Source organism: Paraburkholderia sp. MM5482-R2 (genome assembly GCF_050436125.1).
In the GTDB taxonomy this organism is placed as follows: domain Bacteria; phylum Pseudomonadota; class Gammaproteobacteria; order Burkholderiales; family Burkholderiaceae; genus Paraburkholderia; species Paraburkholderia tuberum.
In genome coordinates this window covers 21,756-36,443 of the sequence record NZ_JBNDLP010000002.1, presented here as the reverse complement: position 1 = coordinate 36,443, position 14,688 = coordinate 21,756, and the positions used below count along the sequence as shown (strand labels likewise).

General features: G+C 64.4%; 13 protein-coding genes and 3 pseudogenes. 7 read left to right on the top strand and 9 right to left on the bottom strand.

The features are described 5' to 3' along the window. Positions 1-31 precede the first annotated feature (31 nt). Together OKW37_RS03220 and OKW37_RS03215 are read left to right on the top strand one after the other, a co-directional pair. Positions 32-784 (top strand): IclR family transcriptional regulator domain-containing protein, encoded by a 753-nt coding sequence (locus tag OKW37_RS03220; RefSeq protein ID WP_018418696.1) that lies wholly within the window; start codon positions 32-34, stop codon positions 782-784. A gap of 265 nt (positions 785-1,049) precedes the next feature. Further along, positions 1,050-1,259, top strand: a complete 210-nt coding sequence (locus OKW37_RS03215) for a hypothetical protein (protein ID WP_184056380.1) — start codon at positions 1,050-1,052, stop codon at positions 1,257-1,259. A 151-nt stretch (positions 1,260-1,410) separates the two neighbouring features. On the opposite strand, the gene OKW37_RS03210 is transcribed toward OKW37_RS03215, so the two are convergent. Together OKW37_RS03210 and OKW37_RS03205 are read right to left on the bottom strand one after the other, a co-directional pair. Further along, positions 1,411-1,686, bottom strand: a complete 276-nt coding sequence (locus OKW37_RS03210; RefSeq protein WP_018418694.1) for a hypothetical protein — start codon at positions 1,684-1,686, stop codon at positions 1,411-1,413. A 53-nt stretch (positions 1,687-1,739) separates the two neighbouring features. After that, a complete protein-coding gene (locus OKW37_RS03205) occupies positions 1,740-2,498 on the bottom strand; it encodes a Mut7-C RNAse domain-containing protein (RefSeq protein WP_187612748.1) in 759 nt (252 codons plus the stop codon). Positions 2,499-2,591: 93 nt separating this feature from the next. Here OKW37_RS03205 and OKW37_RS03200 point away from each other — a divergent pair, with 93 nt between their 5' ends. Continuing rightward, positions 2,592-3,461 (top strand): NAD(P)-dependent oxidoreductase, encoded by an 870-nt coding sequence (locus tag OKW37_RS03200; protein ID WP_184034705.1) that lies wholly within the window; start codon positions 2,592-2,594, stop codon positions 3,459-3,461. 106 nt (positions 3,462-3,567) lie between these two features. Then, a complete protein-coding gene (locus OKW37_RS03195) occupies positions 3,568-4,203 on the top strand; it encodes a LysE family translocator (RefSeq protein ID WP_184034702.1) in 636 nt (211 codons plus the stop codon). Between the two features lie 242 nt (positions 4,204-4,445). On the opposite strand, the pseudogene OKW37_RS03190 reads toward OKW37_RS03195, so the two are convergent. The 6 genes and pseudogenes from OKW37_RS03190 to OKW37_RS03165 all read right to left on the bottom strand — a co-directional run. Next, positions 4,446-4,664, bottom strand: a pseudogene (locus OKW37_RS03190) (OmpW family outer membrane protein); the annotation flags it as partial. Then, a pseudogene (locus OKW37_RS03185) lies at positions 4,624-5,054 on the bottom strand (DUF2957 domain-containing protein); the annotation flags it as partial. The pseudogenes OKW37_RS03185 and OKW37_RS03190, both read right to left, overlap by 41 nt. After that, positions 4,978-6,118, bottom strand: a pseudogene (locus tag OKW37_RS03180) (DUF2957 domain-containing protein). The pseudogenes OKW37_RS03180 and OKW37_RS03185, both read right to left, overlap by 77 nt. Positions 6,119-6,230: 112 nt before the next feature. After that, positions 6,231-7,178 (bottom strand): N-acetyl-gamma-glutamyl-phosphate reductase, encoded by a 948-nt coding sequence (argC, locus tag OKW37_RS03175; protein ID WP_184056376.1) that lies wholly within the window; start codon positions 7,176-7,178, stop codon positions 6,231-6,233. A 236-nt stretch (positions 7,179-7,414) separates the two neighbouring features. Next, positions 7,415-7,987: a flavodoxin family protein gene (locus OKW37_RS03170; protein WP_026225500.1), complete on the bottom strand. Its 573-nt coding sequence runs from the start codon at positions 7,985-7,987 to the stop codon at positions 7,415-7,417. Positions 7,988-8,078: 91 nt separating this feature from the next. Further along, positions 8,079-8,675: a YbhB/YbcL family Raf kinase inhibitor-like protein gene (locus tag OKW37_RS03165; protein ID WP_090802611.1), complete on the bottom strand. Its 597-nt coding sequence runs from the start codon at positions 8,673-8,675 to the stop codon at positions 8,079-8,081. A gap of 269 nt (positions 8,676-8,944) precedes the next feature. On the opposite strand from OKW37_RS03165, the gene OKW37_RS03160 reads away from it, so the two are divergent. Further along, positions 8,945-9,634 carry a response regulator gene (locus OKW37_RS03160; RefSeq protein WP_184056372.1) on the top strand — a complete coding sequence of 230 codons (690 nt, stop codon included), beginning with the start codon at positions 8,945-8,947 and terminating at the stop codon, positions 9,632-9,634. A 143-nt stretch (positions 9,635-9,777) separates the two neighbouring features. On the opposite strand, the gene OKW37_RS03155 is transcribed toward OKW37_RS03160, so the two are convergent. Continuing rightward, entirely contained in the window at positions 9,778-10,464 is a 687-nt protein-coding gene (locus OKW37_RS03155; RefSeq protein WP_018418686.1) for an orotate phosphoribosyltransferase, read from the bottom strand. A 312-nt stretch (positions 10,465-10,776) separates the two neighbouring features. On the opposite strand from OKW37_RS03155, the gene OKW37_RS03150 reads away from it, so the two are divergent. Together OKW37_RS03150 and OKW37_RS03145 are read left to right on the top strand one after the other, a co-directional pair. Next, positions 10,777-12,021, top strand: coding sequence for an MFS transporter (locus tag OKW37_RS03150; protein WP_429408083.1), 1,245 nt, complete (start codon positions 10,777-10,779; stop codon positions 12,019-12,021). A gap of 362 nt (positions 12,022-12,383) precedes the next feature. Then, on the top strand, positions 12,384-14,666 hold the full coding sequence (locus OKW37_RS03145) for an NADP-dependent malic enzyme (RefSeq protein ID WP_184065748.1): 2,283 nt from the start codon (positions 12,384-12,386) through the stop codon (positions 14,664-14,666). Positions 14,667-14,688 lie beyond the last annotated feature (22 nt).

Sequence of the window (14,688 nt, the reverse complement as noted above, 5' to 3'; positions counted from 1 at the left end):
CGATCCCCCGCTCCTTCCACGAGCAAACGACATGGACGACAAGGACTGGATCGCGGGCGCCGCGAAGGCGCTCGCGATCATCGAAGCATTCGACGAAGAGCACGCGCGCATGACGCCAACGATGGTCGCCGCGCGCGCCGGCCTGTCGCGCACGGCTGCGCGCCGCTATTTGCTGACGCTGCGCGAGCTCGGCTACGTCGACACAGACGGCAAGCTGTTCTGGCTCGCGCCGCGCGTGCTGCGGCTCGGCCAGTCTTACCTCGATTCGGCGCGGCTGCCGCGCACGGTGCAACCGTTCCTGCAGCGGATCACCGCGACCGTGCAGGAAACCGCGCTGGTCGCGATCCTCGACGAACACGACGTCGTCTACGTCGCGCGCAACGGCGTGAATCGGGCGATGGCGGTCGGCTTCGTGACCGGCTCGCGCGCGCCGGCGCCGTTATCGTCGGCGGGGCTCGTGCTGCTCGCGTTCCAGCCGCCCGACAGCATCGACCCGTGGCTCGCGTCGTATCCGATCAAGGTTTTCACGCCGTACACCTATTCGACCGTCGAACGGCTCAGAGAAGTGCTTGGCGAAATCCGCCGCAACGGCTACGTGGTCACCGACCAGCAGCTCGAGATTGGTGTGCGCGGCGTCGCGGTCCCGCTGCGCGACCGGCACGGTACGGTGGTCGCGGCGATCAGCGTCAGCATGCCGATCGGCGAGGAGTCGGCGAACGCCGCGCTGCACCGCGTTTTGCCGGCGCTGCAGGAGACCGCGAGCCTGCTGCGAAACCTGGTTTGAGCGCCGCGAAGCGGTCGGCGAGGCGCGCGGGCGGCGGCTTCACGGGGACCTGGTAGGGTCTCCGCTGCGGCTTGCAGGTAGATGAAAGCAGGCTGAAAGCAGGCTGTCTCCCGGAAAATACATATCGAGTTTTGCGCATGACAAACCGCCTACGCCTGGGTAATACTCTCCCGCGGGGAGCACAAGGCACCTCGAAGTCCAGCCGCTCTACCGTGCAGCTGTATTCATTCACATTGACTCAGTCGTCTGGTTTGGGGATCAACACATGAAAAAAGTTATCGTCTCGCTCGCAGCCGCTTCGATCGCACTCGTTTCCGTTCAGGCTTTCGCGCAGGCATCGGATGCCGCTGCTATGGAAGCAGCAAGCGCACCGAAGAAGCACCACGTCAAGCAGTTGAAGACCCACGGCAAGAAGGCACACGTTTCCGCCGCAGCTTCGGCAGCAGGCACGAACGACAAGGGCGTGCAGAACTAAGCCAACGCGCGCTCGTCGGGCGCGACATAGCGCTGCGCCGCACCGTTTGCCGGTCGGTGCAGCCGGTGGCGGCAGATGCGTTGCCAGCAAAAAGGCCAGAGCTCGCGCTCTGGCCTTTTTGCTTTTGCGGCGCATTTTGCGCGCGGGAAGATCAGCCCGCGAGTCCGCGCCGGATCACTTCATCCAGCAGCCCGTTCAGGCCGTCCGGATGACTGGCGGCGCGCGTTTTCAGCTCCTCCACCAGCTCGCCGTTGAGCTTGCACGCAAACGGGACGAGGCCTTGCGCCTGATCGAGCTTGCGCTGCTCGCGCCGGTCGATCTTCGGCTCGGTCGCCGCGTTCTTGCCGCCGCGGTTAGCGGTTGCCTGTTTCATCGCGTTGCCCAGTTTCAGCGCCTTGTTCTTTTCAAGGTCGGTTTTTTTCATCATCGGAAAGGCCTCTGCCAAATAGATCAACCCGCATTGTACGCAAGCGCGGGGCGTCAGCCGACACGGTCCGGTGCGCCGGCGGAGACGCTGTCCATCAACGCGCGCATCCTCTGCCAATGCGTGCCTTCCCAGAACACGCGTCGGCATACATCGCAGGTCACGAAGCGGCTGTGCCGCTGCAGCACGCCGCGCGGCACGCGCAGGCCGGCTTCCTCGCGTGCGATGCGTCGCAGCGGCGCGTTGCATACGAGGCATAGCCGAAACGGTTGCGCGCTGCGCGCGAGGTCGAGCCGCTCGAACACTTCGCGCAACTGCTCGCGCGGCCGCAGCGCGCGCACGTAGCAGCCATGCGTGATGTTGCGGCGTTTGAGCAGCTCGCGGTCGCGCGTCAGCACGATGCGCTGCTGCGCGGCGGCGAGCGCCTCGATATCGGCGTCGGGAAAGTGGTTGTCGTACAGCGTATCGAAGCCCGCAAGCCGCAGAAGCGGCGCCAGGCCGCCGAGATGCGCATCGGCGATGAAGCGCATCACGCGCAACGGCCGCTCGCGCACGCGCAGCAGCGGCTGGATGTCGAGCGCCTCGAATTTCGGATAGACCGCGACGCGGTCGCCGTCGGCGAGCGGATGATCGAAACCGACCGAGTCGCCGTTTACCAGTATCAGCTCGACCTCGGTATGCGGCACACCGAGCACTTCGATCATGTGCTTGGTCGTTGCGCCGCGCGCGCAGACGCAGGTGAACGCGCGCCGGCGCAGCGGCCGGGCGATGAAGTCGTTCAGCTCCTCGTAGAAGCGGAATGTCGCGGTGACCATGCCTGCAGTATCGCACCGCTCGGGTTGCGCGTTGTCCTGCGCTTGTCGCATGAGTGTGCTCTACTTCGGGTTCTTTAGAAGACGGAGCGATAGATGGACATCGGTTTTATCGGTCTCGGCGAGATGGGCGCCGCGATGGTTGCAAACATTCTGAAAGCCGGGCACCAGGTGCGCGTGTGGAACCGCTCACCGGAAAAGGCCCAGCCGCTGGCCGGGCTGGGCGCGCAAGTCGTCGCGACGCCGGCTGAAGCGTTTGCGGGCGACGCCGTGTTCTCGATGCTCGCCGACGATGCCGCGCTGCGCGAAGTCATCACCGCGTCGTTGCTCGAACATGCGCCGCGCGGGCTGATCCACGCGAACATGGCGACGATTTCCGTGGCTCTCGCCGAGGAACTGGCGACCGCGCACGCGTCGCGCGGCGTGCATTACGTCGCCGCACCGGTGCTCGGGCGGCCCGACGTCGCGGCCGCGGGCAAGCTGACGATCGTCGCGGGCGGGCCGGCCGAATCGATCGACCGGATCCAGCCGATTTTCGACGCACTCGGCCAGAAGACCTGGCGCATCGGCTCGCTGCCGCAGCAGGCGAACGTGATGAAGCTGGCCGCGAACTTCATGCTCGGCGCGGCGATCGAGACGCTCGGCGAAGCGGCCGCGCTCGTGACGGGCCACGGCCTCGCGATGCAGGACTTCCTCGACGTGATCACGAGCGGCCTGTTTCCGGGACCGGTGTACTCGGGCTACGGCAAGCTGATCGCCGAGCAGCGCTTCGAGCCGGCGCTGTTCAAGGCGCGTCTGGGACTGAAGGACGTGCGCCTCGCGCTCGCCGCCGCCGATGCGGTGACAACGCCGATGCCGGTCGCGAGCGTGGTTCGCGACAGCCTGATCGAGGCGATCGCGCACGGCGACGGCGAGAAGGATTTCGCGGTGCTGGGTCAGGTCGCGACGCGCCGGGCCGGCCGCTGACGGCGCTGTCGATCGCCGGACGCGAGCGATCGACGCAGCGTGGCCGCATGAGTCGCGCTGGGCGGCAAGGCATAATAGCCGCCCGATCCCCCTACACCCGATTTCGATGACTCTGCATACCTGGTGGCTGTTCGCCGCCACTGTTTTCGTGGTTTCCGCGATTCCCGGTCCCAACATGCTGCTCGTGATGACGCACGGCGCCCAGCACGGCCTGCGTCGCGCGAGCGCGACGATGGCCGGTTGTCTGTCGGCGCTGGTGCTGATGCTGGCGGTATCGGCGGCGGGGCTCGGCGTGTTTCTGGCGGCATGGCCGACCATGTTCAACGCACTGCGCATGATCGGCGCGGCCTACCTCGTATATCTGGGCATCAAGGCATGGCGCGCGCCGGCCGACGAAACCGCCGCGCACAACGTCGACGACCTGACAGCCCGGCCCGCGCGCTCGCGCTTCGCGCTATTTCGCAACGGCTTTCTGGTCGCGAGCAGCAATCCGAAGGCGATCCTGTTCGCGGCCGCGCTACTGCCGCAATTCATCGATGCAACCCAGCCGAAGTTGCCGCAGTTCGGCGTGCTGCTCGCGACGTTCGCGTCGATCGAGGTCAGCTGGTATCTGGTGTATGCGGGTTTTGGCACGCGCATCGGCGCCAGGTTGAAGAGCCGCAGCGTCGCGCGGATGTTCAACCGGCTGACGGGCGGTGTGTTCGTCGGTTTCGGCGCGATGATGGCGCTGGTGAGGCACTAAGCACCGCACGTGTCGGCAGACAAGGGCAAACTGAGCCGTACCCATGTGACCGTTGTATGTCTGCAACATTGAGGGTCAACCCTAATTTGCATGTTGCAACGCACCAAGCGGTCTGCTATAGTTCGTCTTGTCTCCTCCATGTCTCCTCTGATATGGATTCAGCCCGCCAACTTAGGTGGGCTTTTTTTTGCCCGGAATTCGCCGCGCGCCCAAAGCGGCGCCGCGATCGCGGAAAATCAAATTCAGAACTTATACGACACGGCCAGGAAGGAAATGATCGGGTTTGCGCGCAGATCCGCCTTCGACACGCCAAGCTCCGTCCCATCGGCCGCCTTGATGATGACCGACGACGTCGTCTTCAGCGGGATATACGTGACCGACGCAACGAGCCCCCAGTGCTCGGTGATGTTGTACGCAAGGCCCGCGTTGAACACCGGCGCCCACGACGACGACGCCTTCGCCCACGAAAATCCGCGCCGGCCGGCTCGCATCGAGGCTCGCGCCGTTCAGACGGAACGCGCACTGGTTCAGCTTGTTGGTCGGTAGCCGCTTTTCCGGGGGCAGGGAGCCGCCCGCGACCTGGCCCGCGCGCGTCGGGGCGACGGTGCCGGTGGTGGCGGGAATCGGGACTGGATGTAGCTGATCTGCCACGTCATCTTCGTCGTATCGAGCTGCAGTTTGACGAGTTCACCGTCTCCGCCGCCACCGGTGAAGACCGTGCCGTAGTCGAGCGACGCAGGGCACAGCCGCGTTTCGGTCATCGGTCCGTCGCCGTTACTGCTGCTGCCGCCGCCGCACGCGCCCAGCAACGGTGCGCACAGAGCGAGCACCGAAATGATTTTCGAATTCATACCGCCCTATGGCCCATAGCACATTCACGCGTCGTCTGGCCAGAGCAATGATGATCTGATGATGTCGCTTCCCCTCTTTGCGTTTGCGTGCGTAGAACGCGGCGCTCTCGGGACAGCGCATCGATGCGAACGCGGACTGATAGAAGATCCGCTTGAGACGCTTGTCGCCCTTTTGAGGTCGTTTGAGCCAGCTGGATTTGCCCGATTGCTTCAGGACCGGAGCCAGGCCAGCGGCCGAAGCCAATGCATGAGGCGATCTGAAGCGGACCGTTGGGCCTGCCACGGCGATGAATTCTGCCGTCAACATCGCGTCGAAGGTTTCGACGGCGTTCGTAGCGACGGTTTCGTAGTTCGCGGTCGGCGACAGGTGGTACAGCAGCGTTGTAGGTGCCGGCAAGCTTCGTGATGTCGGTCGTCGTGCTCGCGAAGCCGAGGAACGGATAGAAGTCGAAGTGCCGCTTGTTGACCGCGCCGATGGCGGGAACGCCGGGCAGCAGCGTGATGCCTGCATACTGGATCGCCGCGCCCGGAATCCCGCCGCCCGCGACGCCCTTGCCGATCAGGATCATCGGCGGGTTCGGGTTGTCGACGAAGTCGGGCGTCGCGTAGGTCGTGCCGTCCGACGCGGTGCCGGTGCCCGCGCCGAGGATGAACGCGCAGCGTGTCTGCTCGGCGGTCGGCAGCATGCCAGTGGGCGGGTGAATCACCGCGCCCGTGATCTGCGTGCCCCTGCGTGTGACGGAGACGCTCGCGCTGGTGAGCGGAATCGGCGACTCGAGCCACTTCAGCGTGTAGGTCATCGCGGTCGCGTCGATATTCAACTGAACGATTTCGCCGCTGCCGGCGCCGCCGAGGTAAGTGCTTTTGACGAGGTCCGCGGTGTCGGGGCACAGCGTCGCGGTGCCAGCGCTGGGCGTCGGCGCACCTTGCGTACCGCAACTCGCGCCCGCGCATTGCGCCGGTGTGACGGGGCCCGGATTGTCGGCTTTGCCGCCGCCGCAAGCGATAAGAAAAGGTGCTGTGGCAATAGCCATGGCCAGACCGCGAGTTATGCCGTGCGACATGCTGCTGGCGGAAAACAATGCAGTGCAATGCAATGAGCGGGCTTTAAAACAAAAAAAGCCGGTCTGAAAAGACCGGCTTTTTTCGTAGCACCGCGGATGCGGGTCGACTCGCCTAGCGTTTCAAACCGGTGCCTTCGGCCGCGCCGATCGCGAGATTCATGCACTGGATCGCCGCACCCGACGCGCCCTTACCGAGATTGTCCAGCCGCGCGACGGTCACGAAGCGCTCTTCGTTGCCGAACACGAACAGGTCGACGCGGTTGGTGTCGTTGTTCGCCTGCACGTCGAAGAAGCCGTTGTCGAGACTCGCGTCGGCGTTGAACGGCGCGACGTGCACGAACGCTTCGCCCGCGTAGTATTCGGCGAACTGAGCCTGCACGTCCTGCGGCGTCGTCTTCTTCGCGAGCTGGCCCGGCGAGAAGTACGTGGTGACCGCGAGGCCCTTGTAGAAGTCGCCGACGATCGGCGTGAAAATCGGCGCCGACTTCAGGCCCGTATGCGTGGCCATTTCCGGCAGGTGCTTGTGCGTGAGGCCGAGCGCGTACGGGCGCGGGCTCTTGAGTCTGTCGTTGCCGCCGGCTTCGTAGTCGGCAATCATCTTCTTGCCGCCGCCGCTGTAGCCAGTGATCGAATAGGCGTGCGCGGCGAACTCGGGCGCGACGACGCCGCCTTCGACGAGCGGGCGCATCGCGAGCACGAACGCCGAGGCGTGGCAGCCCGGCACGGCGATGCGTTTGGCGGTGCGCAGGCGCTCGCGCTGCGAGCGAGCCAGCTCGGGCAGGCCGTAGGCCCAGTCGGGCGAGGTGCGGAACGCGGTGCTCGCGTCGATCAGCACCGTGCGGTCGTTCTCGACGAGCGAGGCCGACTCGCGCGAGGCGACGTCGGGCAGACACAGGAACGTGACGTCCGACGCGTTGATGAGACGACGGCGCTCGTCCAGGTCCTTGCGCTTCGCTTCTTCGATACGCAGGATTTCGACGTCGGCGCGCTGCGACAGGTATTCAAAAATTTTCAGGCCGGTCGTGCCTTCCTGTCCGTCGACAAAAACTTTCGTGCTCATCTCGATCTCACTCGCTGGAAACGGGGCGCGACGCCGCGCCGGAACGTTATTTTAAGACGTCATCGCCGCGACCGTGCGGTGCAGCGCGAAAAAACGACGATGCGCGCACAACGTGACGTTGGCGTGACCCGTTGCGCGGCAAATGCGGGCTGATGACCGAAGATGAACCGCCGATGAGCCGCGACGTCGTTTCGGCGCCGTTCAGCCATTAGCCGCGCGCCGCTACCCGCGCGCCGCTACCCGCGCGGCGCGATCCAGCGCGCGGTGACGCCCGCAATGCGTGCGCCGAACAGGCGCGCGGTTTCCAGATCGCCCGGCGGCGGCGCTTCGTCGGGCGACGCATCGGCCGCCGATTGCGTAAGCAGTCCGGTAAAGCCGCCGACGAAGTTCAGATCGTTGCGCGTCGCGGCCTTCGTGTTCGACGGCATCATGCCGGTGCCGGCCCAGATCATGCTGTGCTGCATCGCCAGTGTGACGAAGTACTGAATGGTCGAGAACTTGTCGCCGTTCATCGTCGCCGAGTTCGTGAAGCCGGCTGCGATCTTGTCTTTCCACGCTTGCGCGAACCACGGTTTCGAACTGGCGTCGGCGAACTTCTTGAAGTCGGCCGACGGGCCGCCCATGTAGGTCGGCGCGCCGAAGATCAGCGCGTCGGCGGCGGCGAGTTCGTCCCACGAGGCGTCGTCGAGGTCGCCGACCGGCATCATCTTCGCCTGCGCACCGGCTTCCAGCGCGCCCGCGAGCACGGCTTCGGCGACCTTCTTCGTGTGGCCGTAGCCGCTGTGATAAACGATGACGATCTTCGACATGAAGTGCTCCAGCAAAGCGATCGGGAAGGCGAACGGTGCAAGCCAGGCGATGCGGCGCGGCGGCGCCCCATCACGACCGCGACGGCCGCCACTAGCGCCCGTAATTGACCTCGAGCCGCGCGCTGCCGATCGCGGCCGTGCCGATCTCGTGATCGAACATCAACGCGGGACGTCCTTGCGCGAGACGCAGATCGGCCGAGTTCAGCGCGTACACGGTGATGATATAGCGATGCGGTTTGCCGGGCGGCGGGCACGGGCCGCCATAGCCGTCGGTATCGAAGTCGTTGCGCGCTTCGACCGCGCCGAGCTTGCGCAGGAAACCGGACGAGCTCGCATTCTCGGGCAGGCTGTCGACCGTGGCGGGGATGCCCGCGACCGCCCAGTGCCACCAGCCGCGCCCCGGCGCGTCCTCGTCGAACATCGTGATCGCGAAGCCGCGCGTACCGGCCGGCGCGTCGCGCCATGAGAGCTGCGGTGAACGGTTGCCGCCCTTGCAGTCGTTCCGGTCGAACACCTGCGCATTCTGCACGGTGCCGCCCGCGCGCACGCTCGCGCTCGTCAGCGTGAACGGCTCGTCGGCCCGCGCACCGGCACTATGCGCTGCGAATAGCGCAAGCATCGCGCCGACGGCGAGCGATCGATGCCGCCAAGATGAAGCCAGCGAAACAACCAGGCAACGCATGCGCATATGCCGGTTCTCCTGTAAGGGCGCGAGGCGCGGGTCCTCGCGACTGTCGTTGTGCTGAATTGTGCCCCAAGGTCGAATCAAGTCTAACATCAGCGCTGATTAGCTCTGCGACGCAATATGTTCGCGTGCCGCGGAATTCGCAGACAGGAAATCAGCTATAGTAAGGGGGTTGTCGCGCGACCCTTACTGCATTTGACTCGTTTAAATAGCGAGCGTCAAAAGCAGTGTTAGAAGTTGTGGAGACCGGTTTATCCGTCCAGAGGAGGACGATGCAAGTTTCACTCAGGGTCGTGGTGGCAGACGATCATCCGGTTATTCTGTTTGGCGCTGAAAATGCGCTGCTCAAATTTCCCGGTATGCAAGTCGTTGGGCGCGCAAGGCAGTCGACTGAACTTATCAAAATGTTGCAATCCACCGAATGCGACGTGCTCGTCACCGACCTGGCCATGCCGGGCGGTCAGTACGGCGACGGCTTGCAACTCATCGACTATTTGCGCCGCAATTTCCCGAATCTGCCGATCGTCGTGCTCACCATGCTCGAGAACGCCGCATTGCTCAAACGGCTCAAGGAACTTGGCGTGACGTCGGTCGTGAACAAATCGGACGATCTCAGCCATATTGCGCTTGCGGTACAACACGTGGGCCGTCGCATGACCTATATGAGTCCGTCGGTGAAGGCGGTGCTCGATGGGTTGCGGGTCAATTCAGCCGGCAAGCGCGACGACTCGAAGCTGTCGCGGCGCGAACTCGAAGTCGTGCGCCTGTTCGTATCGGGTATGACGATCAAGGAAATATCGGAGCGTTTGAATCGCAGCATCAAGACGATCAGCACACAAAAAAACGCGGCCATGCGCAAGCTCGGAATCGATCGCGACTCCCAACTATTCCAGTATGCGCAGAGCAATGGTTTGCTGAATCTTTCGTCGAACTCGAGTAAGGACATCGCGAACCAGTCCTGATATCGGGCCTCGTTTCGTCCGCCGGGTAATCAGCGATAAACAATCGGCGATAAAAAAGCCGCCTGTTGCGAAACAGGCGGCTTTTTCATTCAATCCGCATAAAGCGGCTACGTTTTTATTGTCACTGCCTTAGCGCGATGGCTTTATTGCGGCGTAGACGTCGCACCGCCATGTGCAGCGGACCACTCGGCCGGCGCGTGCAGGAATTTTTCCACTTCGTCGATCGTCTTCGTGTCGAAGTAGTTGTTCTGCTTCGCGACGCGCAGCACGTCCCACCATGTGGCGAGCGCGTGCAGATCGACGTCGATGTCTTTCAGCACCGACACGCTTTCCTTGAAGATGTTGTAGTGGAACAGCACGAAGCAGTGGTTCACCGTCGCGCCGGCGGTGCGCAGCGCGTTGATGAAGTTGATCTTGCTGCGGCTGTCGGTCGTCAGGTCTTCGACGAGCAACACGCGCTGGCCTTCGGTCAGCAGACCTTCGATCTGCGCGTTGCGGCCGAAACCCTTCGGCTTCTTGCGCACGTACTGCATCGGCACCATCAGGCGGTCGGACAGCCATGCTGCGAACGGGATGCCCGCGGTTTCGCCGCCGGCGACCGCGTCGATCTGCTCATAGCCGACGTCGCGCAGGATCGTCGCTTCGGCCATTTCCATCAGGCCGCGGCGCACACGCGGATACGAGATCAGCTTGCGGCAGTCGATATACACCGGGCTCGCCCAGCCGGACGTGAAAATATACGGTTTCTCCGCGTTGAAATGCACTGCTTGTACTTCGAGCAGCATTTTGGCGGTGGTGTCGGAGATCGTCTGGCGATCGAAGCCTGTCATGGGCGGATCCTTCGGAGTGAGCGGGGGAGAAGCGGGCGCTGGGCCCGGTGGCGCAGCAAGCGGGGTATGCCGCGCCATGCTGGGCGGGATACGCGGCCGGGGGAAGAGCACAGACCGGCTTTTGCTGCGCGCGTGGGCCGCTATTTTACCTGAAATGGGTCGCACCGAGGAGGCCGTCGTGCGCGGCGGCGCAGCCGGCGGGCGCTTTGGCGCGCGCATCGTCTTGTGACCGGGTGAGGCCGCCTTTACACTCACGCGACTTTCCCGGGACGCTTCCCACGCAGCCGCCTTCAGACCTACGGAATGCTTTCAATGAACGCCGCTCCACCCGCCTCCGCCTCCACCACCGAAACCCGCTCCGCCGTCCAACCGGGCTATGCGGGCCGCGCGCTGCTTGCGTCGGTGCTGGGCTATGCGATGGACGGCTTCGATCTGCTGATTCTCGGCTTCATGCTGCCGGTGATCGCCGCCGACCTGCATCTGAGTTCCTCGCAGGCCGGTGCGCTGGTCACATGGACGCTCATCGGTGCGGTGGCGGGCGGCGTGCTCTTCGGCGTGCTCAGCGATTATTTCGGCCGCGTGCGCATGCTGACGTGGACGATCCTGATCTTCGCGGCGTTCACCGGCCTGTGCGCGCTCGCGCAAGGCTACACGGACCTGCTGATCTATCGGACCGTCGCCGGGATCGGGCTGGGCGGCGAATTCGGCATCGGTATGACGCTGGTCGCCGAAGCGTGGCCGGCGTCGCAGCGGGCGCGGGTGTCGTCGTATGTCGGGCTCGGCTGGCAGCTTGGCGTGCTGGCGGCCGCGTTGCTGACGCCGCTGCTGCTGCCAGTGATCGGCTGGCGCGGCATGTTCGCGCTCGGGCTGCTGCCGGCGGTCGTGTCGTTCTTCGTGCGGCGCCGCGTCGAGGAGCCGGCGCTTTTCGACCAACGCGTCGCGCGCGGCATGCGCAAGCTGCCGCTGAAACTGCTGTTCGTCGATGGACGCACGACGCGCGCGAGCCTCGGCGTCACGATCCTGTGCTCGGTACAGAACTTCGGCTATTACGGGCTGATGATCTGGCTACCTAGCTATCTGTCGAAGACCTTCGGCTATTCGCTGACCAAATCGGGGCTGTGGACCGCCGCGACGATTCTCGGCATGGCGGCCGGCATCTGGCTATTCGGCATCGCCGCCGACCGCTTCGGCCGCAAGCCGACGTTCCTGTTCTACCAGGCGGGCGCCGTCGTCATGGTGTTCGTCTATGCGCAACTGACGACGCCGATGGCGTTGCTGATCGGCGGCGCGGCGATGGGGGTGTTCGTCAACGGCATGATCGGCGGCTACGGCGCGCTGATTTCGGAGCTCTATCCAACCGATGCGCGCGCCACCGCGCAAAACGTGCTGTTCAACGCGGGTCGCGCGGTGGGCGGCTTTGGGCCGGTCGTCGTGGGCGCGCTGGCGGCGCGCTACTCGTTCGGCGTGGCGCTCGCGCTACTGGCGTCGATTTACCTGCTCGACATCCTCGCGACCCTGTTTCTGATTCCTGAGCGACGCGGCGCCGAACTCGACTGACCGCGTCGACGAAGCGCGTCCTTCAATCGCTTCGAATACTGCGAATGCGTGGACCATGCGGCCCGCATGGCGCCCCCCGCCGCCTGGCGGAAAAGCACGGCCGGGTCGTGGCGACGCAGCGTCCTGAGCGCCTGTTTCGCTAATGGCGAGTCCTGTTAACCACTCAGTGCATCGACACGTCCGGGGTGTACACTAATCGACCCGCGAAGCACTCCACATCGTCCCGTCTTCGTCGAGGTAAGCCGTCGCGCCTGACCGGGCGCGTGCGAAAACCGCCTCGGTCGGCTATCGGTCCGACAGATGAAAGCGCTGCAACGATGTGTGTCGCCGGGCCCAATCACTTACGTCTCGCAGGCCTAGAAATGGACGAACAACTCAAGCAAAGCGCTCTCGCATATCACCAGAATCCGAAACCTGGCAAGATTTCGGTGACGCCTACCAAGGCGCTGTCGAACCAGCTGGATTTGTCGCTCGCGTATTCGCCGGGTGTGGCGGCAGCCTGTATGGCAATTTACGAGGAACCGCTCGACGCGCAGAAGTACACGTCGCGCGGCAACCTCGTCGGCGTGATCACGAACGGCACCGCGGTGCTCGGCCTCGGCAACATCGGCCCGCTTGCCGCGAAGCCGGTGATGGAAGGCAAGGGGTGTCTGTTCAAGAAGTTCGCGGACATCGACGTGTTCGACATCGAGCTGAGCGAATCCGATCCGGACAAGCTCGTCGAGGCGATCGCGATGCTCGAGCCCACGCTGGGCGGCATCAACCTCGAGGACATCAAGGCACCCGAGTGCTTCTACATCGAGAAGAAGCTGCGCGAACGTATGAAGATTCCGGTCTTCCACGACGATCAGCACGGCACCGCGATCATCGCATCGGCGGCGATCCTGAACGGCCTCAAGGTGGTCGGCAAGAGGCTCGACGAAGTGAAGCTGGTCTGTTCGGGCGCGGGCGCGGCGGCCATTGCGTGTCTGGATCTGCTCGTCAATCTCGGTCTGTCGAAGCAGAACATTCTCGTCGCCGACTCGAAGGGCGTGATCTACGAAGGGCGCGGCAACCTCGATCCGTCGAAGGAGCGCTATGCGGCGCACACCGAAGCGCGCTCGCTCGCCGATGCGATCCGCGGCGCCGACGTGTTCCTCGGCTGCTCGAGCGCCGGCGTGCTGAAGCCGGAGATGGTCGCCGAAATGGGCTCGCGGCCGCTGATTCTCGCGCTCGCGAACCCCGAGCCGGAAATCCGTCCGGAAGAAGCGCGCAAGGTGCGCCCGGACTGCATCATCGCGACCGGCCGGTCGGACTATCCGAACCAGGTCAACAACGTGCTGTGTTTCCCGTTCATCTTCCGCGGCGCGCTCGACGTCGGCGCGACGACGATCACCGAAGAAATGAAGCTCGCGTGCGTGCGCGCGATTGCCGAACTGGCCGAGGAAACCGACCAGGGCGATGAAGTCGCGAAGGCCTACGAAGGCCACTCGCTCGAATTCGGTCCCGAATACCTGATTCCGAAGCCGTTCGATCCGCGCCTGATCATCAAGATCGCGCCGGCCGTCGCGCAGGCCGCAATGGATTCGGGCGTCGCGACCCGCCCGATCCAGGACATGGATGCGTACCGCGAACAGCTCGGCGCGACCGTCTATCGCTCGGGCATGGTGATGCGGCCGGTGTTCGCGGCGGCGAAGTCGGCACCGGCGCGCATCGTGTTCGCGGAAGGCGAAGACGAGCGCGTGCTGCGCGCCGCGCAGTTCGTGCTGCTCGAAAAGATCGCCAAGCCGATCCTGGTCGGCCGTCCGTCGGTGATCGAGATGCGTCTGAAGAAGATGGGCTCGAAGCTCAAGTGCGGTGAAGACGTCGAGATCGTCGATCCGGAAGACGATCCGCGCTATCACAAGTGCTGGCAGGCGTATCACGAACTCGGCGCGCGCGAAGGCGTGACGCCGGACGTCGCGAAGGCCGCGATGCGCAAGTTCAACACGCTGATCGGCGCGATCCTCGTGCGCCTTGGCGAAGCGGACGGAATGATCTGCGGCATGATCGGCCAGTTCCACACGCATCTGAACTTCATCGAGCAGGTGCTCGGCAAGGCCGACGACGTCGAGAACTTCGCCGCGATGAATCTGCTGATGCTGCCGGGCCGCAACATGTTCATCTGCGACACGTACGTCAACGAAGTGCCGACCGCCGAGCAGCTTGCCGACATGACGATGCTCGCCACGCGCGAAATCGAGAAGTTCGGCATCACGCCGAAGGTCGCGCTGCTGTCGAACTCGAACTTCGGCAGCGCGCCGTCGTCGTCGTCGCAGCGCATGGCCGCGGCGCGCAAGCTGATCACGCAACGCGCGCCGTCGCTCGAAATCGACGGTGAAATGCACGGCGACGCGGCGCTGTCGGAGACGGTCCGCAAGGCCGCGTTCCCGGGCACGACGCTCGCCGGCGAAGCGAATCTGCTGATCATGCCGAACGTCGAAGCGGCGAACATCGCGTACAACCTGCTGAAGGTCGTGGGCGGCGAGGGTGTGACGGTCGGGCCGTTCCTGCTGGGTGCGGAAAAGCCGGTGCATATCCTGACGCCGGCCGCGACCGTGCGCCGTATCATCAACATGACGGCGGTCGCTTCGGCGAACGCGCGCAAGTCGGTGAACGCGAAGTAACGTGCATCACGTGAGGTTGGCG